General features: G+C 69.3%; 23 protein-coding genes. 7 read left to right on the top strand and 16 right to left on the bottom strand.

Annotation, left to right across the window (positions count from 1 at the left end; genetic code table 11):
* Positions 1–20 precede the first annotated feature (20 nt).
* The 5 genes from flhF to ASC67_RS06895 all read left to right on the top strand — a co-directional run bounded on the left by flhF (position 21) and on the right by ASC67_RS06895 (position 5,953).
* A complete protein-coding gene (gene flhF, locus ASC67_RS06915) occupies positions 21–1,604 on the top strand; it encodes a flagellar biosynthesis protein FlhF (protein ID WP_056316959.1) in 1,584 nt (527 codons plus the stop codon).
* A gap of 31 nt (positions 1,605–1,635) precedes the next feature.
* Positions 1,636–2,535 (top strand): hypothetical protein, encoded by a 900-nt coding sequence (locus tag ASC67_RS06910; protein WP_056318227.1) that lies wholly within the window; start codon positions 1,636–1,638, stop codon positions 2,533–2,535.
* A 50-nt stretch (positions 2,536–2,585) separates the two neighbouring features.
* The gene (locus tag ASC67_RS06905; protein WP_056316957.1) at positions 2,586–3,299 is read left to right on the top strand and encodes an RNA polymerase sigma factor FliA; all 714 of its coding nucleotides are present in this window, start codon (positions 2,586–2,588) and stop codon (positions 3,297–3,299) included.
* A 30-nt stretch (positions 3,300–3,329) separates the two neighbouring features.
* The gene (locus ASC67_RS06900; protein WP_056316953.1) at positions 3,330–4,679 is read left to right on the top strand and encodes a methyl-accepting chemotaxis protein; all 1,350 of its coding nucleotides are present in this window, start codon (positions 3,330–3,332) and stop codon (positions 4,677–4,679) included.
* A gap of 122 nt (positions 4,680–4,801) precedes the next feature.
* Complete coding sequence (locus ASC67_RS06895; RefSeq protein WP_235566250.1) at positions 4,802–5,953, top strand: DUF6607 family protein; 1,152 nt, start codon at positions 4,802–4,804, stop codon at positions 5,951–5,953.
* A gap of 31 nt (positions 5,954–5,984) precedes the next feature.
* Here ASC67_RS06895 and ASC67_RS06890 read toward each other — a convergent pair whose 3' ends face one another.
* On the bottom strand, positions 5,985–7,418 hold the full coding sequence (locus ASC67_RS06890; protein WP_056316950.1) for a wax ester/triacylglycerol synthase family O-acyltransferase: 1,434 nt from the start codon (positions 7,416–7,418) through the stop codon (positions 5,985–5,987).
* 108 nt (positions 7,419–7,526) lie between these two features.
* Between ASC67_RS06890 and ASC67_RS06885 the strand changes: the two genes are divergently transcribed.
* Complete coding sequence (locus ASC67_RS06885; protein WP_056316946.1) at positions 7,527–7,781, top strand: acyl-CoA-binding protein; 255 nt, start codon at positions 7,527–7,529, stop codon at positions 7,779–7,781.
* A 176-nt stretch (positions 7,782–7,957) separates the two neighbouring features.
* On the opposite strand, the gene ASC67_RS06880 is transcribed toward ASC67_RS06885, so the two are convergent.
* The 5 genes from ASC67_RS06880 to ASC67_RS06860 all read right to left on the bottom strand — a co-directional run bounded on the left by ASC67_RS06880 (position 7,958) and on the right by ASC67_RS06860 (position 13,679).
* Positions 7,958–8,305: a polyhydroxyalkanoic acid system family protein gene (locus tag ASC67_RS06880; RefSeq protein ID WP_056316942.1), complete on the bottom strand. Its 348-nt coding sequence runs from the start codon at positions 8,303–8,305 to the stop codon at positions 7,958–7,960.
* A gap of 18 nt (positions 8,306–8,323) precedes the next feature.
* On the bottom strand, positions 8,324–9,433 hold the full coding sequence (locus ASC67_RS06875; RefSeq protein WP_056316939.1) for an aminopeptidase: 1,110 nt from the start codon (positions 9,431–9,433) through the stop codon (positions 8,324–8,326).
* A gap of 42 nt (positions 9,434–9,475) precedes the next feature.
* A complete protein-coding gene (locus ASC67_RS06870; RefSeq protein ID WP_056316935.1) occupies positions 9,476–10,192 on the bottom strand; it encodes a hypothetical protein in 717 nt (238 codons plus the stop codon).
* A complete protein-coding gene (locus ASC67_RS06865) occupies positions 10,189–11,391 on the bottom strand; it encodes an ammonium transporter (protein ID WP_235566249.1) in 1,203 nt (400 codons plus the stop codon). Before ASC67_RS06865 ends, ASC67_RS06870 begins: the two co-directional genes overlap by 4 nt.
* A 230-nt stretch (positions 11,392–11,621) precedes the next feature.
* Positions 11,622–13,679, bottom strand: a complete 2,058-nt coding sequence (locus ASC67_RS06860; RefSeq protein WP_056316932.1) for a molybdopterin-dependent oxidoreductase — start codon at positions 13,677–13,679, stop codon at positions 11,622–11,624.
* A gap of 119 nt (positions 13,680–13,798) precedes the next feature.
* Between ASC67_RS06860 and ASC67_RS06855 the strand changes: the two genes are divergently transcribed.
* Entirely contained in the window at positions 13,799–14,992 is a 1,194-nt protein-coding gene (locus ASC67_RS06855; RefSeq protein WP_056316929.1) for a M20 aminoacylase family protein, read from the top strand.
* 27 nt (positions 14,993–15,019) lie between these two features.
* Here ASC67_RS06855 and ASC67_RS06850 read toward each other — a convergent pair whose 3' ends face one another.
* From ASC67_RS06850 to ASC67_RS06805, 10 genes are all read right to left on the bottom strand, one after another.
* Entirely contained in the window at positions 15,020–15,649 is a 630-nt protein-coding gene (locus ASC67_RS06850; RefSeq protein ID WP_056316926.1) for an HAD family phosphatase, read from the bottom strand.
* The gene (pgi, locus tag ASC67_RS06845; protein ID WP_056316922.1) at positions 15,646–17,280 is read right to left on the bottom strand and encodes a glucose-6-phosphate isomerase; all 1,635 of its coding nucleotides are present in this window, start codon (positions 17,278–17,280) and stop codon (positions 15,646–15,648) included. The genes ASC67_RS06850 and pgi overlap by 4 nt, the downstream gene beginning before the upstream one ends.
* Entirely contained in the window at positions 17,280–18,230 is a 951-nt protein-coding gene (tal, locus tag ASC67_RS06840; RefSeq protein ID WP_056316919.1) for a transaldolase, read from the bottom strand. The genes pgi and tal overlap by 1 nt, the downstream gene beginning before the upstream one ends.
* Positions 18,231–18,311: 81 nt before the next feature.
* Positions 18,312–18,593: a lipid asymmetry maintenance protein MlaB gene (locus ASC67_RS06835; RefSeq protein ID WP_056316915.1), complete on the bottom strand. Its 282-nt coding sequence runs from the start codon at positions 18,591–18,593 to the stop codon at positions 18,312–18,314.
* 9 nt (positions 18,594–18,602) lie between these two features.
* Positions 18,603–19,232 carry a phospholipid-binding protein MlaC gene (locus ASC67_RS06830; protein WP_082535862.1) on the bottom strand — a complete coding sequence of 210 codons (630 nt, stop codon included), beginning with the start codon at positions 19,230–19,232 and terminating at the stop codon, positions 18,603–18,605.
* A gap of 137 nt (positions 19,233–19,369) precedes the next feature.
* On the bottom strand, positions 19,370–20,119 hold the full coding sequence (locus tag ASC67_RS06825) for a VacJ family lipoprotein (protein ID WP_056316912.1): 750 nt from the start codon (positions 20,117–20,119) through the stop codon (positions 19,370–19,372).
* A 38-nt stretch (positions 20,120–20,157) separates the two neighbouring features.
* Positions 20,158–20,640: an outer membrane lipid asymmetry maintenance protein MlaD gene (gene mlaD / locus ASC67_RS06820; RefSeq protein ID WP_056316909.1), complete on the bottom strand. Its 483-nt coding sequence runs from the start codon at positions 20,638–20,640 to the stop codon at positions 20,158–20,160.
* A 32-nt stretch (positions 20,641–20,672) separates the two neighbouring features.
* Complete coding sequence (mlaE, locus tag ASC67_RS06815; protein WP_056316906.1) at positions 20,673–21,455, bottom strand: lipid asymmetry maintenance ABC transporter permease subunit MlaE; 783 nt, start codon at positions 21,453–21,455, stop codon at positions 20,673–20,675.
* On the bottom strand, positions 21,452–22,291 hold the full coding sequence (locus tag ASC67_RS06810; RefSeq protein ID WP_056316903.1) for an ABC transporter ATP-binding protein: 840 nt from the start codon (positions 22,289–22,291) through the stop codon (positions 21,452–21,454). Before ASC67_RS06810 ends, mlaE begins: the two co-directional genes overlap by 4 nt.
* A 124-nt stretch (positions 22,292–22,415) precedes the next feature.
* Positions 22,416–23,882 carry a glutamate synthase subunit beta gene (locus ASC67_RS06805; RefSeq protein WP_056316899.1) on the bottom strand — a complete coding sequence of 489 codons (1,467 nt, stop codon included), beginning with the start codon at positions 23,880–23,882 and terminating at the stop codon, positions 22,416–22,418.
* Between the last annotated feature and the right edge of the window lie 2 nt (positions 23,883–23,884).

Raw genomic sequence — 23,884 nt, 5'->3', positions numbered from 1 at the left:
CCCCGACCCAGAGGCTCCGCATGAACGTCCAACGCTTCACAGGCCGTACCTCGCGCGACGCGATGACCAAGATGCGCCAGACCCTCGGCGACGACGCCGTGGTGCTGTCGACCAAGCCCTGCCCCGAAGGCATCGAGATGCTGGCGATGGCACCGGGCGCGCTGGCCGCGGTCGAGCGCCAGGCGGCCGTGCAGCAGCAGCAGGCTGTCGCCGCGCAGCCTGTGGCCGCGACGCCCGCCAAGGCCACGAAACCGGTCAAGGCGGCCAAGGGCGCCCGCTCCGCCGCAGCCGACGACGTGCAGCAGGACGTGGAGCAACTGACGATGAGCACGCTGTCCTTCCAGGACTATGTGCGCGACCGCATGCTGAAGAAGCGCGAGGCCGCGCTGCGCGGCGAGGCGCTGCGCGAGGAACGCACCGAACCGACGCTGAACGCCGCGCCGATGGCGCCGGCCCGCGCCGCTGCCCAGGCGACTCTGTACGCCCAGGATCTGGACGACGACGATGCGGTCGACGCCGCGGTGGACGCCGTGCAGAACCGCATCGCCAGCCAGCAGCAGCCCGCCGCCATGCCGGTGCTGCGCGAGCAGGTCGTCTACGGCCGCCGGTCGCAAGCCCCCGCCGCGGCCGCCGAGCCGGTGCTGCGCGAGGCCCAGGCCGATGCCACGATGCTGAGCGAGCTGCGCTCGATGAAGGGACTGATCGAGGAGCGTTTCGGCGCCTTGGCCTTCATGGAGAAGCTGCAGCGCGAGCCCGGCCAGGCCAAGCTGACCCAGAAGCTGCTCGAGTGCGGCTTCTCGCCGGTGCTGATCCGCAAGCTGGTGGCCGGCATGACGGCCGACGTCGGCGACGAGCAGGCCTGGGCCGCCAGCGTGCTGGAGCGCAACCTGATGACCGGCGAGCGCGAGCTGCCGATCGAGGACCAGGGCGGCGTGTTCGCGATGATCGGCGCCACCGGCGTCGGCAAGACCACCTCCACCGCCAAGCTGGCCGCCGCCTTCGCCACCCGGCACGGCGCGTCCAACCTGGGCCTGATCACCCTCGATGCCTACCGCCTCGGCGCCCACGAGCAGCTGCGTGCCTACGGCCGCATCCTCGGCGTGCCGGTGCACACGGCCCACGACCGTACGGCGCTGGAAGACCTGCTCGAGCTGCTGTCGGCCAAGAAGATGGTGCTGATCGACACCGCCGGCGTCGCCCAGCGCGACACCCGCACGCGCGAGCTGCTCGACATGCTCGCGCACCCTTCGATCAACAAGCTGCTGGTGGTCAACACCGCCGTGCAGGGCGAGACCATCGACGACGTGATGACCTCCTACCGCGCCGCCGCCTGCAAGGGCATCGTGCTGTCCAAGCTCGACGAGGCCGTGAAGCTCGCCCCGGCCCTCGACGCCGTGATCCGCCACAAGCAGAAGATCGTCGCGGTGGCCAACGGCCAGCGCGTGCCGGAGGACTGGCACCGCCTGTCGGGCCAGGCCCTGGTGCACCGCGCGCTGCGCGCCACCGGCAGCCCGGCCTACAACTTCGACGCCAGCGAAATGAACCTGGTGTTCGCCACGCCGCAGATGACGGAGCGCCGTGCCGTGCCGGCCGGCCGCGCCTGACCTCCCCGATCCCGACGACCCCGCTGCCGCCATGTCCGCCGACCTGCCCCGCCGCGCCTACCGCCCCGCGACCGACAGCTGGTACAACCAGCTCGAAGACCTGCCCACCAGCCCTGCCCCGGCCGACCAGGCCCAGGGCCTGCGCCGCATGTTCGTGAGCCGCACGATGCGCTGCATCCCGGTCGTGTCCAACCCCGCCATCGCCTTCGGCGGCGCGCTGCTGGAACGCCTGTGCAGCGCCTACGCCGAGCAGGGCCTGCGCACGCTCGTGGTCGACGCCGGCGAGAACGCTCGCGCGCCGGCCGAGCTGGCGAGCTTCGACCTCGCCGAGGGCGTGGAAGTGCTCAGCTCGCACGTGAGCTACCTCGCCGCCGGCGGCCTGACGCTGCGCTTCGTGGACGCCAGCGGCTCGACCTCCGGCTTCCTCGACGCCATTTCCGAGGCCGCCCCCGATATCGACGTGCTGCTGGTGCATGCCAGCGCCCCCGAGCTGGCGCGCCTGTTCGCCCGCCGCGTGCAGGAGCTGCAGGCGGTGGCCGTGCGCCCGATCGTGCTGTGCGACGAACAGGCCGACAGCGTGACGCATGCCTACGCGGCCATCAAGCTGCTGGCGATGCGCGCCGGCCTGCTGACGCACGACCTGCTGTTCAGCGCCCTGCCCGATTCGCCGCGCGCCGCCAAGGTGGCCGAACGCCTGGCGCGCTGCGCCGACGATTTCCTGGGGGCCACGCTGCATGACTGGGTGGCCGTCGACCCCGCCGAGGCGCCGACCGACGGCCCCAGCCTGCGCCTGAAGCGCCTGGCACGCGAACAGCTTGCCTGCGCGCTGCCGCACACCGTGAGCGACAGCGTCTTCGGTGCGCTGGCCGGCGAGATCGGTGCGCGCTCCGCGCTGCCGTCGCTGGGCTCGCGCCTGCCGCGGTCGCGCTGAATCCCCGATCGAAGACCGAACGAACCGCCGAACACCGCCTGGAGCCCGACATGTACACCGCCACCGGTCGCCTCGAAACGAACGCCATGATCAAGCAGTACAGCCCGCTGGTGCGCCGTCTCGCGCACCAGATGATCGCCAAGCTGCCGGCCAACGTGGAGATCGACGACCTGATCCAGGTCGGCCTGATCGGCCTGACCGACGCGATGACGCGCTTCGACAGTGCGCAGGGCGTGCAGTTCGAGACCTTCGCCACCCAGCGCATCCGCGGCGCGATGCTCGACGAGCTGCGCGGCAGCGACTGGATGAGCCGCGGCAACCGCAAGCAGCAGCGCGAGATCGAGGTCGCGGTGCACAAGCTGCAGCAGCAGCTCGGCCGTGCGCCGGCCGAGAGCGAGATCGCGAAGCAGATGGGCCTGTCGCTCGCCGACTACCAGGAGCTGCTGGGCAAGGTGCGCGGCACGCAGCTTGTCTACCTGGAAGACATGTCCGGTGACGACGGCGACAACGACTTCCTCGACCGCCACGTGGCCGACGAGAACGAGAACCCGGTGGCCCTGCTGCAGGACCACCGCATGCGCCTGGCACTGATCGAGGCAATCAAGACGCTGCCCGAGCGCGAGCAGTTCGTGATGGGCATGTACTACGAGCAGGACATGAACCTCAAGGAGATCGCCGCGGTGCTGGGCGTGACCGAATCGCGAGTCTGCCAGCTGCACAGCCAGTCGATCGCGCGTCTGCGCGCGAAGCTGCGCGACCACTGAACCGAGAAGAAACCGAACAAGAGACAAACCATGCTGAGCCTGTTCAAGAAGACTTCGAGCGCCGCCGCCGCCGACCCGGCCCCCGTCGCGGCACCGGCTCCCGACCTGCGCCAGGCGGTGCAGAGCATCGCCCAGGCGGCCTCCCGTCTCGGCCGTGACGCGGCCGAGGTGCGCGGCCTGATCGAGGACAGCAACCAGGTCAACCAGCGCCAGGTCCAGGCGCTGCAGACGCTCGGCAGCCAGTTGGGCGAGGTGCAGCGCGCCCAAGGCGGTATCGGCACCACCACGACGGAGAGCCTGAAGGCGGTGGAGCGCGCGCGCGCTGCGGTCGAGCAGGTGGGCACCGAGGTGGGTGGCATCGTCGACACACTGCGCCAGGTGGCGGCCGCGGCCGGGCAGATCACGCAGATCGCGCTGCAGACGCGGCTGGTGGCGTTCAATGCCTCGGTCGAGGCCGGCCGGGCCGGGGAGGCCGGACGCGGCTTCGGCGTCGTGGCCGATGCGGTGAAGGACCTGTCGGCCAAGGTCGAGGCCTCGTCGAAGCAGATCATGAGCACCGTGGCCGAGCTCGACCAGCGCGTCGGCGCGCTGGCACGCGAGATCCAGTTGCGCGAAGGCGAAGCCCCGCAAGGAGCCTTCCACCGGGCGCTGGCCGAGGTGCAGGGCGGGGTCGGCAGCATCAGCGCCGCCGCGGTGCAGAGCCGCAGCATCTGCGACGGGTTGAACGAGCAGATGACGGCCATCGACCGCGAGATGCAGCGCTCCAGCCAGACGCTGGGCAACGCCACCGCACGCAGCGAGGCCTTCCTGAAGGTCAGCGAGAACATGATCGAGGTGGTGGCCGACTGCGGCATCGACACCGACGACACCCCCTACATCCGCGGCGTCCAGGAGGCGGCCTCGCAGATCAGCCGGTTGCTGGAGGACGCGCTGCGCACCCACACCGTCGCCGTCGGCGACCTGTTCGACGAGAATTACCAGGCCATGGCCGGCACCAACCCGGCGCAGCACACCACGCGCTTCGTCGCCCTGGCCGACCGGCTGTTCCCGCAGGTGCAGGAGCGCCTGCTGACGCTGAACCAGAAGGTCGTCTACTGCATCGCGGTCGACCGCAACGGCTACGTGGCCACGCACAACCGCCAGTACTGCAACCCGCAGCGCAGCAACGACCCGGTGTGGAACGCCGCGAACAGCCGCTACCGCCGTATCTTCAACGATCGCACCGGCCTCGCGTCGGCGCGCAACACCCGGCCCTTCCTGCTGCAGACCTACCGGCGCGACATGGGCGGCGGCAATTTCGTGCTGATGAAGGAAGCCGCGGCCCCGATCACCGTCAACGGTCGCCACTGGGGTGGCGTGCGGCTGGCCTTTCAGTTCTGAGCCGATCCCGCTCGACGTGACACGGCGCCCCCGGGGCGCCGTTTTTCATGGGCGAGCGCCAAGCCCGGACATTCGGCAGGTGCATTGCGGCCCGCGGCGCGAACGCGCACAGAATGCGCCGCATGAAGAAGAAGCTCACTGCCTTGCTGACCCTGCTCGCACTGCTGGCACTGCCCGGGGCCGCATGGACCTACACCGACGCGACCCCGGCCTCCGCACCCAGCCAATTCATCTTCGCCTGGCCGCTGGGCGAAGCGGCGCTGAAGCCGCGCGGCGCCAGCACGCGCGGCGTGCCGGTCGAGCTCGACACGGCGGCCAGCGACGCCTGGAAACGGCTGCGTGAGCCCGGCCTCGCCGCGCGCGAGCGGGACCGCCGCGCCATCCTCGCGATGGCCGGCCCCTACCGCGTGAGCTTCGACTTCCTCGAGGTGCTGCGCTTCGACCCCGCGCTGAAGCCGGATGCGCCCTACCAGAGCTGGGGCACCGAGTACGTGTTCGTGTCCGAGGACCGCGGCGACTTCATCGCGCTGCAGCACATCCTGGTCATGCGGGTGCAGATGCAGGACGGCCAGGTCAGCGAGCCCATCGTCGTGCGGCACTGGCGGCAGGAGTGGCGCTACCAGGCCGACAGCCTGCTCGCCTACGAAGGCCGCAACACCTGGGTGCGCCGGCCGGTGCCTGCCGGCGAACGCAGCGGCAGCTGGGTGCAGAGCGTGCTGCAGGTCGACGACTCGCCGCGCTATGCGGCACGCGGGCGCTGGCAGCACGGCGACAGCTTTTCCACCTGGATCGGCGACGAGACCTGGCGCCCGCTGCCGCGGCGCGAGTTCAGCGTGCGCAGCGACTACCAGGTGCTGGTCGGCACCAACCGCCACACCATCACGCCCGGCGGCTGGGTGCAGGAGGAGAACAACCTGAAGCTCGCGCTCGACGACGGCGGCCGGCCGCGCGCGACCCTGCCCCACCTGGCGCGCGAGTACGGCGTGGCGCGCTACGAGCGCATCACCGGCCACGACTTCAGCGCCGGGCAGATCTACTTCGAGCGCACCGAGCCGTTCTGGGCCGAGGTGCGCGCCGCCTGGCACCGCATCGGCAGCGCCCAGCCGCGCTTCGCGCTGCGCGCGCCGGTCGACCAGGGCGGGCTGTTCGCGCCCTTCTTCGAGTACGCCGAAGGCCTGGCGGAGGGCAAGCGTTTCGACGCCGACGACGCCCGACGCTTCATCGACCGGACGCTGGCGGAGCGCTACCTGGCCGGCGTGCCGGCGCCGCAGTGACCGCCACCGCCGGGGCGTGCGCGAGGCGCCGTCACTCGCCCCACGGCAGCATCAGCGTCACCAGCAGCAGCTTCTCGAACTCCGGCGCGAAGCGTTCGATGATCGCCTCGGGGTCCGGGCACAGCGTCGCGTCGGTGATCAGCCCGAACTGCACGCCGCCACCGTAGGAGAGGATGGAGACGCCCATGCCGATGTCGCCCGACTGCGGCACCCAGAACATCGTCTGCCGCAGCGTCGAGCCACAGAACTTCAACGGTTCCTTCGGTCCCGGCACGTTGGTCATGACGGCGGTGGCCTTCTTGGCGAACAGGTTCAGCAGCGCGTGCTGCACCGGCTTGACCAGCAGCCCGGCGATGGCCAGCACGCCGAAGGCGAGCACCGGCTGGTAGCTGCCCTTGAGCTCGTTCATGCGGCGTCGCACCGCGTAGACGCGCTGCACCGGGTTGGCGATGCCGATCGGCAGCACCAGCGGCACCAGGCCGAAGCGATTGCCCAGCTGATGCGCCTTCTCCAGCGGCCGCAGGTTGACCGGCACCATCGCGCGGATCTCCTTGCCGGTGGGGTCTTCGTCCTTCGCCGCGAGGTAGCCGCCGATCGCGCCGGCGGCGCAGGCCAGCAGCACGTCGTTGATCGACGCGCCCAGCGCCTTGCCGACCGAGCGCACGTCGTCCAGCGGGATCGGCTCGCACCAGGCCACGCGCTTGCTCGTGCCGGGCTTGCCCTTGAGCCGGGTCGGCGAGTCGTCGGGCATCAGCGCGAGCGCGGCGAGATCCTTGACGACCTGCGCGCCGGTGAGCGCCATCTCGACCGAGCCGAACAGCGGCGGCTGCGGCTTCGACAGCAGCTCGACCGACTTGGCCACGCCGTCGCCGTAGAGACCGATGGCCTTGATCGCCACGTCGGTGATGGGCTTGAGCACCGCGTCGCTCAGCCAGTCCTTCTCGTCGTCGGGCTTCTGCGCGCGCTCGGGTGGCGGCTTGCCGCCGTCGGTGATCGACAGCATCACCGAGATCAGCGCGATGCCGTCGGCGATGCAGTGATGGATGCGCGCGATCATCGCGCTGCCGCGCCGGCCTTCGACGTCGGGGTAGTCCTCGATCAGGTGCAGTTGCCACAGCGGGTGCGCCGGATCGAGCGGAGTGGTCGCCAGCTCGGCGGCGCGCGCCTCCAGTGCCTGCCGCGGGCTCTGCCCCTTGCCGGGCACCAGGCGCTCGCGCAGCACGTGGCGCTGCAGGTCGAAGCTGCGGTCCGTGACCCAGCTCGCGCCCATCGCGTCCTCCACCACCTTCTGCCGGAAGCGCCTGTACTTCAGCAGCCGCGCCTCGACGCGCTGGCACAGCGCGGCATGCGACACGCCGGGCTCGAGCAGCCACACGCCCAGGATCATCATCAGGTTGGATGGGTTGTCCATGCGCAGCCACGCGGTATCGACACGCGACATGCGCTCCGGCGCGGCGGTGGCCATCAAGGGTCTCCTCGGGTTGTTCTCGGGTTTTGGCCGGGACGATGCTCGGTAAGATCGACAGCGTCAATCTGATTTTCACTGCTGTCCCTTGCCCACGAGGAGCGCTCCATGGCCGATCTGCAAGCCCGCTTCGACGCCGCCGTCGCCGCGTCCAAGACCCTGCCGGAGAAGCCGGACAACCAGACCTTGCTGAAGATCTACGCGCTCTACAAACAGGCGACTGCCGGCGACGTCGACGGCAAGCGCCCCGGCTTCTCCGACATGGTGGGTCGCGCGAAGTGGGACGCCTGGAATGAACTGAAGGGCACCGCTGGCGAGTCTGCGCAACAGGGCTACATCGAGTTGATCGAGTCGCTGAAGTAGGGGCACCCGCAGTCCACGGTGTATCGAAGCGCCGTGACGGGCCGCTGTGTGGAGTGAGGTAGAGGAGGAGGGGTCGGCCGCAAGGCCGACGCCGGGGGACACGAACGCAACACAGCGGACCGGCGTGGCGCCCGCTCAGCGCTCGAATACAGCCCGTATCAGGTATGCAGACCTTGTCAGGTCTTCTTTCGCACCGACTTCTTCGCCGTGGCCGGCGCCTTGGCCCGCTTGTGCTCCGCCGCCAATAGGCCATCGAGGTTCTTCTCGATCTCGCCCTCGATGGTCTTCTGGAAGGCGCCGAGCAGGAAGCTCAGCTTCGCTGAAAGTTCGAAAGCATCACTCCGCACGAGCAGCGTGCCGTTCACGCCACTGCGCGTGAAGTGCACCACGTCCTCGTCGTCGCCCTCCTCCACCGTGCATTCCATGCCGAACTTGGCCTCGGCATCCTCGGCCCATTTCCAAGCGATCTCGCGGGCGCGCTTGAGGCCAAGCCGGTGAGGACGATGAAGGGCGATGTCGGGCATGAAGGCACTCGGTTCGGTTCAGGGCGTCAGCAGCAGGGGCAGCTGACGGCCGGCTGCGAGTGTGGCGCGGCGTTCAGGTTGCGGCAAGCCGGCGAGGCGCCGCACTTCGGCGTAGAAGCGCGCGAAGTCGCTGCCCTCGGCGGCGAACAGCGCCTCGAAGCCGGGCACCAGCGCGTTGTAGGCCGACTGCACGCCCAGGCTGGCGTTGTTGGCCCGGGCGAACCAGGCGTCGTAGCCGGCATAGCCGGCCCACGGGCCGGCCTTGAGGCGCGCGTGCTCGGCGCGCATCTGCTCCATCAGCGCCGCCTTGCCGGCGCGCTTGTCGGCCTCGCTGCCGGGGCCGCGGTACAGCACGTCGAGCTGCGTGCGGGTGGTGAGCACGAGCGCGCGGAAGTCGCGGCGTCTCGCGTCGAAGCGCTCGTACTCCTCGCGCGCCGCGGCATCGGCCCGTTGCGCGAGCCAACGCTCGCCGCCGAGGCGCTCGACCGCCGTCGCGAAGCTTTCGTTGAACTCGGTGTCGTCCTTCGCGTACGCCACCTGGTGCGCCAGCTCGTGGAAGATCAGCCGCGCCAGCTCGCCTTCGGGGTAGCCGATGAAGGTGTTGAGCAGCGGGTCGGCAAAGAAGTCGCCGGGCAGCTTGCCGAGCGTTGAATAGGCGGGCACGCCGTAGACGCTGACTTCCTGGCCCTGGGCCAGCAGCTCGGCGGCCAGCGCGTCGGCCGCGCCGCGCTCGAAGTAGCCGCGGTAGCCGACGCAACCGACCACCGGGAAGCACCAGGTCTTCAGGGTCAGCGACAACTCGGACGCCGCAACCACGTTCCACACCACGGCGGGCCGGCCGAGGTCGGCATAGCGGCGGTAGCTGGCGTTGTCGGGCAGGCCCAGTTCCTGGACTGCGAAATCGCGCATGCGCTGGCTCAGCAGCAGGCGCTCGCGCAAGGCCGCCGGCGTGCCGGCGTCGGCCAGCCAGGCGTCGACCGGCTTCGCGGCGCGCATCACGCCGAGATGGCCCTGGACCGATTGCGAGAGGTAGCCCACGGTGCCACAGCCGCCGAGCGCCGCCGGCAGCGCCAGCGCAGCGCCCAGCGCGGCAAGCGTGAACCACCAGGACCGGGCGCGCAGCAGCATGGCGCGCAGTCTACGGCCCCACCTTGGCCGGACGGTGCGGCGCTACAGGTAGCGGCGGATGCCGATCAGCGCCGGAGCGCCACTGGCTTCGAGCCGATCGACGGCGTGCGTGAAGCAGGCGTCCGCGCGCACCGGTCCCAGCAGTTCGGCGAGCGCCACGTACATCACGTTGACCAGCAGCGTGCCGTGGCCGCCGGCCGGCCAGTCGCCGTCGAGCGTGCTCACTTGCCCGCTCCACCACAGCGAGGCCGCGTGCTGCTGGGGCCGCGGCAGGCTGGTGGCATGACGGATCAGCGCGCGGCGCACGCGCGCCGGCGTCAGGCCGACCGGCAGGTCGCGCGAGAGCTGGGCCTCGATCGCCGCGAAGAAGGCCTGCATGGCGGCCGCCCCCTCGCCGAGCCGAGGCGCCGCCGGCGCGACGGAGCCCGGCGGCAGGCTGCCCGGCTCGGTGGACTCGAAGGGCTGCGAGGACAGCGGATCGTCCGGCAGGCGCTGTGGGTCGCTCTGCAACGCGCGAAAGATCCTGAGGTGCAGTTCGGCTTCCTTGCCCGCCAGGTCGAAGCCGTCGGCGATCTGCCGGCAGTAGCGGCTCAGGCCGAGGAACAGCGCGCCGCGCCCCTGGAACTGCTGGCACCACAGCGTCACCGCCTCGCGCACGCGCGGCGCATCCAGGTACTCGCCCAGCGCCTGCGCGAGCGCACGCCGCACGGTGACAGGGTCGTTGTCGCGGCCCCCATTCGACGATGCAACACCGTTCATCGCTTGCCCCGGTGCACCGCTTCCTGCTGGAACTCGGGGTAGCCGATCTCGTAGTGCTCGGTGAAATCGAGGCCGCGCTGCTCGTCGAGCGTGCTGGCGCGCAGGCCGATGCTGCGGGCCAGCAGCCAGTACATCAGCAGCGCGGTGCCGAAGGACCACGCGAAGGCGACGCCGCAGCCGATCGCCTGCACGCCGAGCTGGCGCAGGTCGAACATCGCGTCGTGCTTGAACAGCCCGGCCGCGAGCGTGCCCCAGACGCCGCCGACCGCGTGCACCGAGACGGCACCGACCACGTCGTCGATGCGGCCCGCCTCGAGCAGCCAGCCGGCCAGCACGCTCAGTCCGCCGGCCACGAAGCCGGTGAGCAGCGCATAAGCCGGCTCCATGACATGGCAGCCGGCGGTGATGCCCACCAGGCCGGCGATGCTGCCGTTGACGGCCGCCGTCATCAGCACCGGTTGGCGGCCGAGCGCCAGCACCGCCAGCGCGCCGATCGCACCGGCTGCGCCGGCCAGGTGGGTGTTGAGCACGATCTTGCCGATGCCCACCGTGGCCGCGGCGGTGCTGCCGCCGTTGAAGCCGAACCAGCCCAGCCAAAGGATGAAGCCGCCGAGCGCGACCGAGGTCAGGTTGTGGCCCAGCACGGGCCGCACCTCGCCATGAGACCCGAAGCGGCCGAGCCGTGGCCCGACCACCAGAATGGCGGCGAGCGCCGACCAGCCGCCCACCGAGTGCACGACGGTCGACCCCGCGAAGTCGATGAAGCCCATCTCTCGCAGCCAGCCCTGGCCCGAGAACAGCGAGCCCCAGGCCCAGGCACCGAACACCGGATAGATGAGCCCGGTGATGAGGACGGACCCGACGATGTAGGCCCAGAAACGCGTGCGCTCGGCGATCGCGCCGCTGACGATGGTGGCCGCGGTGGCGGCGAACATCATCTGGAAGAACAGCATGCCGTAGTCGGCCTCGGGCACCGCATGGACGAGGAAGCGGTCGGTCCCGATCCAGCCGCTGGCGTTGGCACCGAACATCAGGCCGAAGCCCACGGCCCAGTACGCGACCGCACCGAAGCACATGTCGCAGTAGTTCTTCATGATGACGTTGATCGCGTTCTTGGCGCGGCTCATGCCGCTCTCCAGCAGCGCGAAGCCGGCCTGCATGAAGAACACCAGCGCGCCGGCCGCGGTCAGCCAGACCATGTCGGTTCCGGTCTTCAGTTGTTCGAGCGAGGTGGGAGCGGCGGCGCGGACGGTGAAGGCAAGGCCGGCAAGAAGACCGGCGCACGTCAGGAGACGTGCGGCCCGACGGACAGCAGGTTTCAAGAGGGATTCCCAACGTTCTGGTGACGCTGGAATGTGGCAAGACACATGCCACCGCGCGGGCCGGCGGCCGGACGCGCGCGCGGCGCATCGACCGCGTGACGGACTTCTCAGCCCGGGCTCACCTCGACCAGGCAGTCGTAGAAGCTCGGCGCGCGGCCCAGGTCGGTGAGCTTCTGGTGGGTGACTTCGTTCACGTTGCTGCCGCGTACGCCGAGCTTGCGCCACCAGATGCCCAGGCCGTTGACGACCCCGGGGCGAGCCCGCTCGCTGAGCGTGGCCTTGCACCAATACTGGCCGCGCTCGTTGAAAACACGCACCAGCGCACCATCGTGGATGCCACGCGGCGCAGCGTCGCCCGGGTGGATCTCCAGCACCGGCTCGCCCTCGATGTCGCGCAGGCTCTTCACGTTGACGAAGCTGGAGTTGAGGAAGTTGCGCGCCGGCGGCGAGATCATCGCCAGCGGATAGGTCGCAGCGAGCGCCGGCGTGCTCTGCGCCGATTCGTGATTGGGCACGTGATCGGGCACGCCCCAGCCGGGCGCGTCGATGCGGCAGCGCCCGCTCGGCGTGGGGAAGCCACCGTTGGCGAACGGCGCCTCGGGCAGCGGCAGCTGGACCCAGCCTTGTTCGCGCAGCTCGTCGAAGCGCACATGGTTGCCGAAGGCCTGGCGGGCGATCGCCTCGTCGCTGTCGCCGAAGCAGGGATCGTCGTAGCCCATGCGCGCGGCGAGGCGCCGGAAGATCTCGGTGTTGGGCAGCGCCTCGCCCAGCGGCGCGACGGCCGGCTCGTTGATCAGCACCGAGGTGTGACCATAGCTGCGGTGCACGTCCAGGTGCTCGAGCTGGGTGGTTGCGGGGAGCACGAAGTCGGCGTGGTCGGCCGTGTCGGTGAGGAAGTGTTCGAGCACCACGGTGAACAGATCCTCGCGCGCGAAGCCCCGCACGACCTTGGGCGATTCGGGCGCCACCGCGACCGGGTTGCTGTTGTAGACCACCAGCGCCTCGATCTTCGGGCCGAAGCCGGCCGAGCTCTCGCGCAGCAGGTCGTCGCCGATGGTGCTCATGTTGATCGTGCGCGGACGGCGCGCACCCAGCAGCTCGGGGCGCTGCAGCGCGGCGTGGTCGATCGGGTACCAGCCGCTGCTCGACAGCAGCAGACCGCCGGCGCGCTGCCGCCACGCGCCGGTCAGGCAGGGCAGCGTGGCGACCAGCCGCACCGCGTTGCCGCCGCCGCGCACGCGCTGCATGCCGTAGTTCAGGCGGATCGCGGCCGGGCGCGTCGTGCCGTAGTCGCGGGCCAGGCCGCGGACCTGATCGGCGTCCAGGCCGCAGACGGCGGCGGTGCGCTCGGGCGTCCAGGCGAGCGCCTTCTCGCGCAGCGCCGGCCAGCCCTCGGTGTGGCGGTCGATGTAGTCGTGGTCGAGCCAGTCGTTGACGATCAGCTCGCGCATCAGACCGAGCGCCAGCGCACCGTCGGTGCCGGGCAGCAGCGCGAGGTGCTGGTGGCACTTGTCGGCGGTCTCGGTGCGGCGCGGGTCGATGCACACCAGCTTCGCGCCGGCGCGCTTGGCGGCCTGGGCGTAGGTCCAGAAGTGCAGGTTCGACGCGATGCTGTTGCTGCCCCAGATCAGGATCAGCCTGGCTTCGGCGAAATGCTCGACGTGCATGCCGACCTTGGCGCCGTAGCTTGCCGTCAGCGCCTCGCCGCCGGCGCTGGAGCAGATGGTGCGGTCGAGCAGCGAGGCGCCCAGGCGGTGGAAGAAGCGCGCGGCCATGCTCTCGCCCTGCACCAGGCCCATCGTGCCGGCATAGCTGTAGGGCACGACGGCCTGCGGATCGCGCGCGGCGATCGCCTGCAGGCGCGTCGCGATGGCATCCAGCGCCTCGTCCCAGCCGACGCGCTCGAAGCGCCCGGTGCCCTTGGGTCCGACGCGCCGCAGCGGGTGCAGAACACGCTCGGGGTGGTAGGTGCGCTCGGGGTAACGCGAGACCTTGGTGCACAGCGCGCCCTGCGTCGTGGGGTGGTCGGCCTCGCCCTGGACCTTCACCGCGCGGCCGTCCCGCACGGTGACGCTCAAGGCGCAGGTGTCGGGGCAGTCGTGCGGACAGGCGCCGCGGACCGTGCGATCCCCAGGCGACAGGACATCATCGGCAGGCAGGTTCATCGCGAAATCATGGCACAGGCCCTTCGACCCCGGGGGACGCGGAGCGCGGCGCGCCCTCGACACCAGGGGCCGGCGTAATATTCCACGGCGGGGCCCGTCGGCCCGCGCGGGAGCGCCCGATGCAGTTGATCGAATCCATCCTGGCCGACAGTGCCGCCGTCACCGCGATCCGCCGTGACCTGCATGCCCACCCGGAGTTGTGCTTCGAGGAGCGCCGCACCGCCGACGTGATCGCGCAGGCCCTGACAGACTGGGGCATCCCGGTCCATCGCGGGCTCGGTACCACCGGAGTGGTCGGCATCGTGAAGGGCGGCCGTTCGGACCGTGCGGTCGGACTGCGCGCCGACATCGACGCGCTGCCGATCACCGAGCACAACACCTTCCCGCACGCCAGCCGGCACGCCGGCAAGATGCACGCCTGCGGCCACGACGGCCACACGGCCATGCTGCTTGCGGCCGCCAAGCATTTCTCGAAGCACCGGGCCTTCGACGGTACGGTGTACCTGATCTTCCAACCGGCCGAGGAAGGCGGCGGCGGCGCGCGCGAGATGATCAAGGAAGGCCTGTTCGAGCGCTTCCCCATGGAGGCGGTGTTCGGCGCGCACAACTGGCCCGGGCTGAAGGTCGGCCAGTTCGCGCTGAAGACGGGCCCGGTGTTCGCGAGCAGCAACGAGTTCCGCATCACGATCCAGGGCAAGGGCTCGCACGCGGCGATGCCGCACCTCGGTGTGGACCCGGTGCCGGTGGCCTGCCAGATGGTGCAGGCCTTCCAGACCATCATCACGCGCAACAAGCGGCCGCTCGACACCGGTGTGATCTCGGTGACGATGATCCACACCGGCGAGGCGACCAACGTCGTGCCCGATCGCTGCGAGATCCGCGGCACGGTGCGCACCTTCACCACCGAGGTGCTGGACCTGATCGAGCAGCGCATGAAGACCGTGGCCGAAGCCACCTGCGCGGCCTTCGAGACGAGCTGCCGCTTCGAGTTCTCGCGCAACTACCCGCCCACGATCAACCACGCGGCGGAGACGGCGTTCGCGCAAACGGTGATGGCCGAGGTGGTGGGCGCCGAGAACGTGCTGGAGTTCGAGCCGACGATGGGGGCCGAGGACTTCAGCTACTACCTGCAGCACAAGCCCGGCTGCTATTTCGTCATCGGCAACGGCGACGGCGCGCACCGCGAAGGCGGCCACGGCCTGGGCCCCTGCATGCTGCACAACCCGAGCTACGACTTCAACGACGACCTGATCCCGCTCGGGGCGACGCTGTGGGTCCGGCTGGCCGAGCGCTGGCTGGCGACGCCGCGCTGAACGGCGAGCGTCGACGCGCGCGGACGGCTACAGCCAACCCTGCTCACGCAGCACAGCCTCGCAGTCGGTCGCCCCGGTGAAATGCAGTGCGCGCCAACCGGCCGCGCGCGCCGCGTCGATGTTGCCGGCATGGTCGTCGATGAAAAGGCTGCGTGCCGGGTCGATGCCGAAGTCGAGCTCGGCGCGCCGGAAGATCGCCGGCTCGGGCTTCATCAGACCGATGCGCGCCGAAAACAACCCGGCTTCGAACCACGCCAGGAAATCATGATGGTGCTCGAGATGGTCCGCATACGGCGCCGGCATGTTCGACAGGTAGTACAGCGGCCGCTGCGCGTCGCGCAGCGCACGCAGCAGCGCCACGGTGCCGGGCTCGGCCTCGAGGTGCGGCGGGATCGCATCGACCACTGCCCTCACCTCGGCAGCGGTCAGCCCGGTGCGCGCAGCAATGCGCTCGGCCAGCCCGTGGGCCTCGATGGTCCCGCGGTCGAATTCGGCCCAGTCGCCGCCGAGGCGAAATCCCTGGAAGATGCGCTCGGCCAGTACGCGCGCACTGCCCTCGTCGGTGGCGTGCTGCGGCAACACCTGCTGCAACAGCGACAACGGCTGCCAGCGGAACACGACCCCGCCAAAATCGAAGACGACAGCCGGTCGCGTCACCCGCGCAGCTTCCGCAGCAGGCCGGCCGTCGAAGCGTCGAGTCCGCTCGCGTCGCCATTGTCCAGGCGCGGCAGCAGTCCGTTGCACATCGCCTTGCCGAGCTCCACGCCCCACTGGTCGAAGCTGTTGAGGCCCCAGACCACGCCGCTGGTGAAGACGCGGTGCTCGTACATCGCGATCAGCGCCCCGAGCCCGGCCGGGTCGAGGCGCTCCAGCAGCAGCGTGGTGCTCGGTCGGTTGCCCGGGAAGCTGCGGTGGCGCGCCAGCACGTCGCGCGGCAGACCGGCCGCGGCGGTCGGCGCCTGTTCTGCAAGCGCCTGCGCCTCGCTCTTGCCCATCATCAGCGCCTGCGATTGCGCCAGGCAATTGGCGAGCAGCTTGCGCTGCTGGTCGGCCAGCAGCGGCTGCAGCGCCGGCGGCAGGTCGAGGCGCGCGTGACTGGTGTCCCGCACCGCGATGAACTCGACCGGGATCACGTCGCTGCCCTGGTGCAGCATCTGGAAATAGGCGTGCTGACCGTTGGTGCCGGGCTCACCCCAGACCACCGGCGAGGTCGCGAACGGCAGGGGCTCGCCGTCACGGTCGACGCGCTTGCCATTGCTCTCCATCTCGAGCTGCTGCAGATAGGCCGGCAAGCGGCGCAGGCCCTGGTGATAGGGCGCGACACTTCGGCTCGCGAGGCCATGGAAGTTGCGGTACCAGACGTCGAGCAGGCCCAGCAGCACCGGCAGGTTGCGCTCCAGCGGCGTCTCCGCGAAATGGCGGTCCATCGCGTGGGCGCCGCTCAGCAAGGCCCGGAAGTGCGTGGTCCCCAGCGCGATCGCCACCGGCAGGCCGATGGCCGACCATAGCGAGTAGCGGCCGCCGACCCAGTCCCAGAAGCCGAAGGTGGTGGTGATGCCGAAGGCCGCGGCGGCATCGACGTTGGTGGTCGTCGCGGCGAAGTGGCGGGCGATGTCGCGACCGCCACGCGCCAGGAACCAGGCCTTGGCCGTCTCGGCATTGGCCAGGGTCTCCTGGGTCGTGAAGGTCTTCGACGCGACGATGAACAGCGTGCGCTGCGGGTCGAGTTGCGTCAGGAGCGGCGCGAGTTCGTGGCCATCGAGGTTGGAGACGAAATGGCTGCGCAGGCCGGGCTGCGTGTAGGCCTGCAGCGCGGGCACTGCCATCTGCGGCCCGAGGTCGGACCCGCCGATGCCGATGTTGACGACGTCGCTGATGCCGCTGTGCGCGGTGTCACGTACGCGCTCGGCGAAGGCCAGCATCGCATCGAGCGTGGCGTGCACGTCGTCGCTGCAGGGCGCCGTGCCGCGCGGGGCGCGCAACGCACTGTGCAGCACGGCGCGGCCTTCGGTGTTGTTCAGCAGCGCGCCGGCGAACATCGCATCGCGCCGCCCTTCCAGGCCGACCTCGCGCGCCAGGCGCAGCAGCAGCGCGAGCGTCGGGGCCTCCAGCCAGTTCTTCGACAGGTCGGCGTACAGGTGGGGCGCCTCGACGCCGAAGCGCTCGAAGCGCTGCGCATCGCTCGCGAAGGCCGTGCGGAGATCGAAGGCAGAGGCCGATGCCGAGAAATGCGCGCGCAAGTCCGCCCAGGCCGGCGTGCGGTCGCCACGCATCCAGGAAGCGGCCATCACAGTGCCTGGATCAGCCGGTCGAGCTTCGCGGCGTCGACCGCGAAGGCGCGGATGCCCTCGGCCAGCTTTTCGGTGGCCATCGCGTCCTCGTTGAGCGCATAACGGAAGCTCGCCTCGTTGAAGCTCAGCGCCTTGGCATCGCAGTGCAGCGCGGCATCGACATCGAGCGCGCGCGCCACTGGCGCCTCGCTGGCCTGCAGTTGGGCCAGCAGCTCCGGCGAGATCGTCAGCAGGTCGCACCCCGCCAGCGCCAGGATCTGCCCGGTGTTGCGGAAACTGGCGCCCATGACCTCGGTCTCGATGCCGAACTTGCGGAAATAGCGCCAGATCTGCGCCACCGACTTCACGCCGGGATCGTTGGCGCCGGCGTTGGCGGCCTCGTCCCACTGGGCGCCAGCCGCCTTCTTGTGCCAGTCATGGATGCGTCCGACGAAGGGCGAGATCAGCTGCACGCCCGACTCGCCGCAGGACACCGCCTGGCAGAACGAGAACAGCAGCGTCAGGTTGCAGCGGATGCCATGGTGTTCGAGCGCCTTGGCAGCCTGGATGCCTTCCCAGGTGGCGGCGATCTTGATCAGCACGCGCTCGCGGGCGATGCCTTCGGATTCGTACAGCGCCATGATGCGCTGGGCCCGCGCCACGGTCGCTGCGGCGTCGAAGCTCAAACGCGCATCGACCTCGGTAGATACGCGACCCGGCACGACGTTGAGGATCTCGCACCCGAAGCGGACCAGCACACGGTCGACGATCGCATCCAGCGGCTGGCCGCGGTGCGCCGTGGCGGTCTGTGCCAGCAACGGCGCATAAGCCGGCTGGCTGACCGCCTTCAGGATCAGCGAGGGGTTGGTGGTGGCATCGCGCGGCGCATAGGCGCCGATCTGCTTGAAGTCGCCGGTGTCGGCGACCACGGTGGTGTAGGCCTTGAGCTGCTCGAGTTGGCTGGACATGGGCTTCGCGCACGACACGGTCGGGTGGGCGTCGATGGTAAACCGACACCTGCCCCGGGCCGAGCCCGCCACACCGCCGATTCAGGCCTGCACAGGCGACGGTGTGAGCAATTCGTCGATCCCATAGAGCCGCGACAACTCGCTCAGCTTCTCAGGCAGCGCCGTCAGTTCGAAGCGCTTGCCCCAGGCCTGGGCAAGCCGGCGGCACTCGAGCAGCACCGCGAGCGCCGTGGAGTCGAAGCGCTGCAGCTGCGATCCGTCGATCAGGAGCAGGGGCTCGGCCTCGCGCTCCAGCGAGACCTTGAGCAGGCGCAGCGTGTCGCGCGCCTCGTTCAGGGTCAGCGTCTCGGGCAGCAGCAGCATGATGCCGGCTCAGCCCTTGGCACCGGCGCTCTTGTTGCGCTGGGCCAGTTCGGCGATCAGGGCATCCATGCCCTTGGCCTTGATGATGGGCACCCACTGCTGCTGGTAGCTCAGGCCGAGACGGATGCCCAGGACGTCGAGGTCGTGGATCTTCCAGGCATCGCCGGTCCGCCGCAGGTAGTAGTTGATGGGCACCGGATCGCGCTGGCCGACGATCTTGGTCCGCACGATGACTTCGCCCGGGTTGTCCGGGCTCTTGACGACCCGTCCGAACTCGATCGACTGGTCGCGCACCTGGGCGAATGCCGCGGCGTACTGGCGCACCAGCATCACCTTGAACTCGTCCTGGAGGCGGGCGCGCTGATCGGGCGTCGCCTGGCTCCAGGCGGCCTTGCCGGCGGCGAACTCGGTCATCGCATCGAAATCGACATGCGGCAGGATCTTGGCGTCGACCAGCGCGAGGATGCGCTTGGTGTCACCGCCCTGGATGGCCTTGTCGGCCTTGATCGAATCGAGCACCTCGGTGGACACCTGCTTGACCAGGCCGTCGGGGGTCTGCGCGGCGGTCTGGGCTACGGCGACGCCGTGCGCCAGGCCGAATGCGACCAGACTCAGCGACAGGAATTGACGTTTCAGCATGTTTGCCTTTCTGTGGAATCGACCACGATCGTGCATCTTGGAGACCGTTTGCGGCGACAAGTTCGCGACACTACAAGACGTTGCAATGTGGATACAACGCTGCGGCGAGCCCTGCGGTTCACAACAGGCCACGACACTCAGGGTCGGACTTGCGGCGCGGGCGCGCTGGCCGGCGACGACGCCGGGGCCGAAGCCGCCGCAGCCGGCTCGTCCGGCACGTAATCCTCTTCGGCCGCCGCCGCATCGCGGCGCTTGCCGTCCTCCACCAGGCTGCGGCGGCGCTGCAGGTAGGCATCGCGCACGAAGCTGTACTTGTCGAGTGCGATGTCGTCGAGCAGACCCGTCGCGTCCAGCAACCCGGCTCGCGTGTTGATCACGCGCAGGCCGGTCAGGGCATTGCGCAGCCGCACGGATTCGACGATCTGGTCCGGCGAGGCCAGGAGATCGACAGGGAGGCCGACCGCATCGCGCGCCGATGACGGCCCCAGCACCGGCAGCACGAGATAGGCTCCGGCGTCGAAGCCCCAGACACCCAGGGTCTGACCGAAGTCCTCGTAGTGGGGAGCGAGACCCAGTTCGGAGGCCCAGTCGACGAAACCGACGATGCCGAACACGCTGTTCGTGCCGAAGCGCATCACGTCGTTCGCGCTGTCGGCGAAGCGGCCCTGCAGGATCAGGTTGAAGGCCGACCAGACATCGCGGAGGTTGTTGAAGAAATTGTCGATGCCCTGGCGGGCGACAGAGGGCACGACATCGCGATAGACACGGGCCGGCGGTGCGATCAGGTACTGATCCACGGTCTCGTTGAACGCGAACGTCTTGCGGTTGAGCTTCTCTAGCGGATCCGGCTGCTCGACCGTCGCGCAACCGCCCAGGCAGAGGGCCATGCCCGTCGCCACGACCGCCGATCGACAGAAGCCCTGTTTCACTTCTTCGCTCCCTCGCCGTTGCTGGAGTCGGACGACTTGCTGTACAGGAACTGGCTGATCAGGTTCTCCAGCACCACCGCCGACTGGGTGACTCGGATCTTGTCGCCGGTGACCATCAACTTCTCTTCGGTGCCGGGCTCGAGACCGATGTACTGCTCACCGAGCAGTCCGGAGGTAAGGATCTTGGCCGAACTGTCTGTCGGAAATCCGAAGCGCTTCTCGAGATCGATCTCGACGCGAGCCTGGTAGGTATCGGCGTCGAAGCCGATCGACGCCACGCGCCCGACCACCACGCCGGCGCTCTTGACCGGCGCGCGCACCTTGAGCCCGCCGATGTTGTCGAAGCGGGCCGAGACCGTGTAGGTGTCGTCGAAGCTCAGGCTCAGCAGGTTGCCGGCCTTCAGGGCCAGGAACACGATCGCCGCGGCACCGATCATCACGAACAGGCCGACCCACAGGTCATGTTTGGATTTCTGCATCTTCCTACTCCTGACGGGCGCCTCGTCCGTCGTCAAATCGAGAACATCATCGCCGTCAGCACGAAATCGAGCCCGAGCACCGCGAGAGAGGCCACCACCACGGTGCGGGTGGTGGCGCGAGACACGCCCTCCGGCGTGGGCTGGCAGGTATAGCCCTCCCACAGCGAGACGAAGGTCACCGTGATGCCGAACACCACGCTCTTGACGATACCGTTGCCGACGTCCTTGAACACGTCGACGCCGCCTTGCATCTGAGACCAGAAGCCGCCGGCATCGATACCGATCAACAGCACGCCGACGGCCCAGCCGCCCAGGATGCCGACGGCACTGAACACCGCCGCCAACAGAGGCATCGCGATGACGCCGCCCCAGAAGCGCGGCGCGAGCACGCGCTGCACCGGATCGACCGCCATCATCTCCATCGCGGTGAGTTGCTCGCCGGCCTTCATCAGGCCGATCTCGGCGGTGAGCGAGGTGCCGGCGCGCCCGGCGAACAGCAGCGCGGTGACCACCGGGCCGAGCTCGCGCACCAGCGACAGCGCGACAAGCAGGCCGAGCGCCTCCGACGAACCGTAGCGCTGCAGGGTGTAATACCCCTGCAAGCCGAGCACGAAGCCGACGAACAAGCCCGACACGGTGATGATCGCGAGCGAGTGGTTGCCCAGGAAATGCACCTGATCGACCACCAGCCGGCCGCGCCGGAAGGCCGGCCCGAAGCTCGCGAGCATGCGTCCGAACAGCCGCGCCGCTGCGCCCAGGCCCGTGAGCTGGGTGCGCACCGCGTAACCGACGTCGGACGGGCGGTACCAGCTCATGCGGAGCCCGCCTGGAAGTCTTCATTCACGGTCGAGGCCGGGTAATGGAACCGCACCGGGCCGTCGGCCTGGGCGTCGACGAATTGCCGCACCAGCGGATCTTCGCTGGCCCGCATCTCGGCCGGCGTGCCTTGCGCGACGACGCCGCCATTGGCGATGAAGACCACATGGTCGGCAATCGAGAAGGTCTCGTCGACATCGTGCGACACGACGATGCTGGTGATGCCGAGCGCCCGGTTGAGTTCGCGGATCAGGCGTGCGGCCACGCCCATCGAGATCGGGTCCAGACCGGCGAAGGGCTCGTCGTAGAGCATCAGTTCGGGATCGAGCGCGATCGCCCGGGCCAGCGCGACGCGACGCGCCATGCCGCCGGACACCTCACTGGGCATCAGGTCGCGGGCACCACGCAGGCCCACCGCGTTCAGTTTCATCAACACCAGATCGCGGATCATCGCCTCGCCGAGCCCGCTGTGCTCGCGCAGTGGAAAGGCCACGTTGTCGAACACCGTCAGGTCGGTGAACAAGGCGCCGAACTGGAACAGCATGCCCATGCGGCGCCGCGCGGCGTAGAGCGCGTCGCGATCCAGCGTGGCCAGATCGGTCCCGTCGAACAGCACCTTGCCACTCATCGGGTCGAGCTGGCGGCCGATCAGCCGCAGCACCGTCGTCTTGCCGCCACCCGACGTGCCCATCAGCGCCAGCACGCTGCCACGCGGCACGACGAGGTCCACGTCGCGCAGGATCACGCGCTCGCCGTAGCCGCACGTGACTTGCTGGAGTTCGACGAGAGCGTTCGGGTCGCGGCCGGGGTTCGACGGCGCTGTTGGACTTGTCATGGGCCGAAGTGAAAAAGCCGAATCAAACGACCCGGCTTTGCGGATGATATGGGATACCCGGGGTGTCCGCTGAGCGGCACCGTGCGACCTGCCCGTCTGCACGGGCTCGGCCTTGCGGCAGTCCCTAGCGGGGCAGGTCGCTGTATCCCATCAGGAATTCGTCCACGGCGCGGGCGGCCTGGCGCCCTTCGCGGATCGCCCACACCACCAGCGACTGGCCGCGACGGATGTCCCCCGCAGCGAACACCTTGGCGACATTGGTCTGGTAGCCCCCGGTGAAGTCGGTCGTGGCCTTGGCGTTGCCGCGGTTGTCCTTGTCGACCCCGAAGGCGTCGAGCACGGTCGACACGGGACTGACGAAACCCATCGCCAGCAGCACCAGATCGGCCTTGAGCACCTGCTCGCTGCCCGGCACCTCGACCATCTTGCCGCCCTGCCACTCGACACGCACCGTCTTCAGCGCCGTGACCTTGCCCTTGTCGCCGATGAACTCCTTGGTGGCGATCGCGAACTCGCGCTCGCATCCTTCGTCATGGCTGGAACTGGTGCGCAGCTTGTAGGGCCAGTAGGGCCAGGTGAGTTCCTTGTTCTCCTGCTCCGGCGGCATGGGCATCAGCTCGAACTGGGTGACGCTCTTGGCGCCGTGGCGGTTGCTGGTGCCGACGCAATCACTGCCGGTGTCGCCGCCGCCGATCACGATGACGTGCTTGCCGTCGGCGCGGAGCTGGCCCTTGAGCTTGTCGCCGGCATTGATCTTGTTCTGCTGCGGCAGGAACTCCATCGCGAAATGCACGCCGTCGAGATCGCGGCCGGGCACGGGCAGGTCGCGGCTCTGCTCGGCGCCGCCGGTCAGCACGACCGCATCGAACTCGGCCTTCAACTGCTCGGGCGACACGATCTCCTTGGCCCAGTTCGTGACCTTGGAGCCTTCCGGCAGGTGACCGACCAGCACTCCGGTACGGAACGTCACGCCTTCGGCCTTCATCTGCTCGACACGCCGATCGATGTGCGTCTTCTCCATCTTGAAGTCGGGGATGCCATAGCGCAGCAGGCCGCCGATGCGATCGTTCTTCTCGAACAGCGTGACAGCGTGACCGGCGCGGGCGAGCTGCTGCGCCGCGGCCATGCCGGCCGGCCCCGATCCGACGACCGCCACCGTCTTGCCGGTCTTGTGGCGCGCAGGCTGCGCCTGCACCCAGCCCTCGGCCCACGCGCGATCGATGATGGCGTGCTCGATGCTCTTGATGCCGACCGCATCGTCATTGACATTGAGCGTGCAAGCGGCCTCGCAGGGCGCCGGACAGATGCGGCCCGTGAACTCGGGGAAGTTGTTCGTGCTGTGCAGCACCGAGATCGCGTTCGCCCAGTCCCCGCGGTACACGAGGTCGTTGAAGTCGGGAATGATGTTGTTGACCGGGCAGCCGCTGTTGCAGAACGGTGTGCCGCAGTCCATGCAGCGCGCACTCTGGACCTTGGCCTCGTCCTCTTTCAGGCCGATGACGAATTCCTTGTAATGCTTGAGCCGCTGCTCGACCGGCGCGTAGCCTTCCTCGAGACGTTCGTACTCCAGAAATCCAGTGACTTTTCCCATGG

The organism is Methylibium sp. Root1272, from assembly GCF_001425905.1.
Classification (GTDB): Bacteria; Pseudomonadota; Gammaproteobacteria; order Burkholderiales; family Burkholderiaceae_C; genus Methylibium.
The sequence above is the reverse complement of the archived record's forward strand: the minus strand, read 5'-3'. Positions and strand labels throughout refer to the sequence as shown.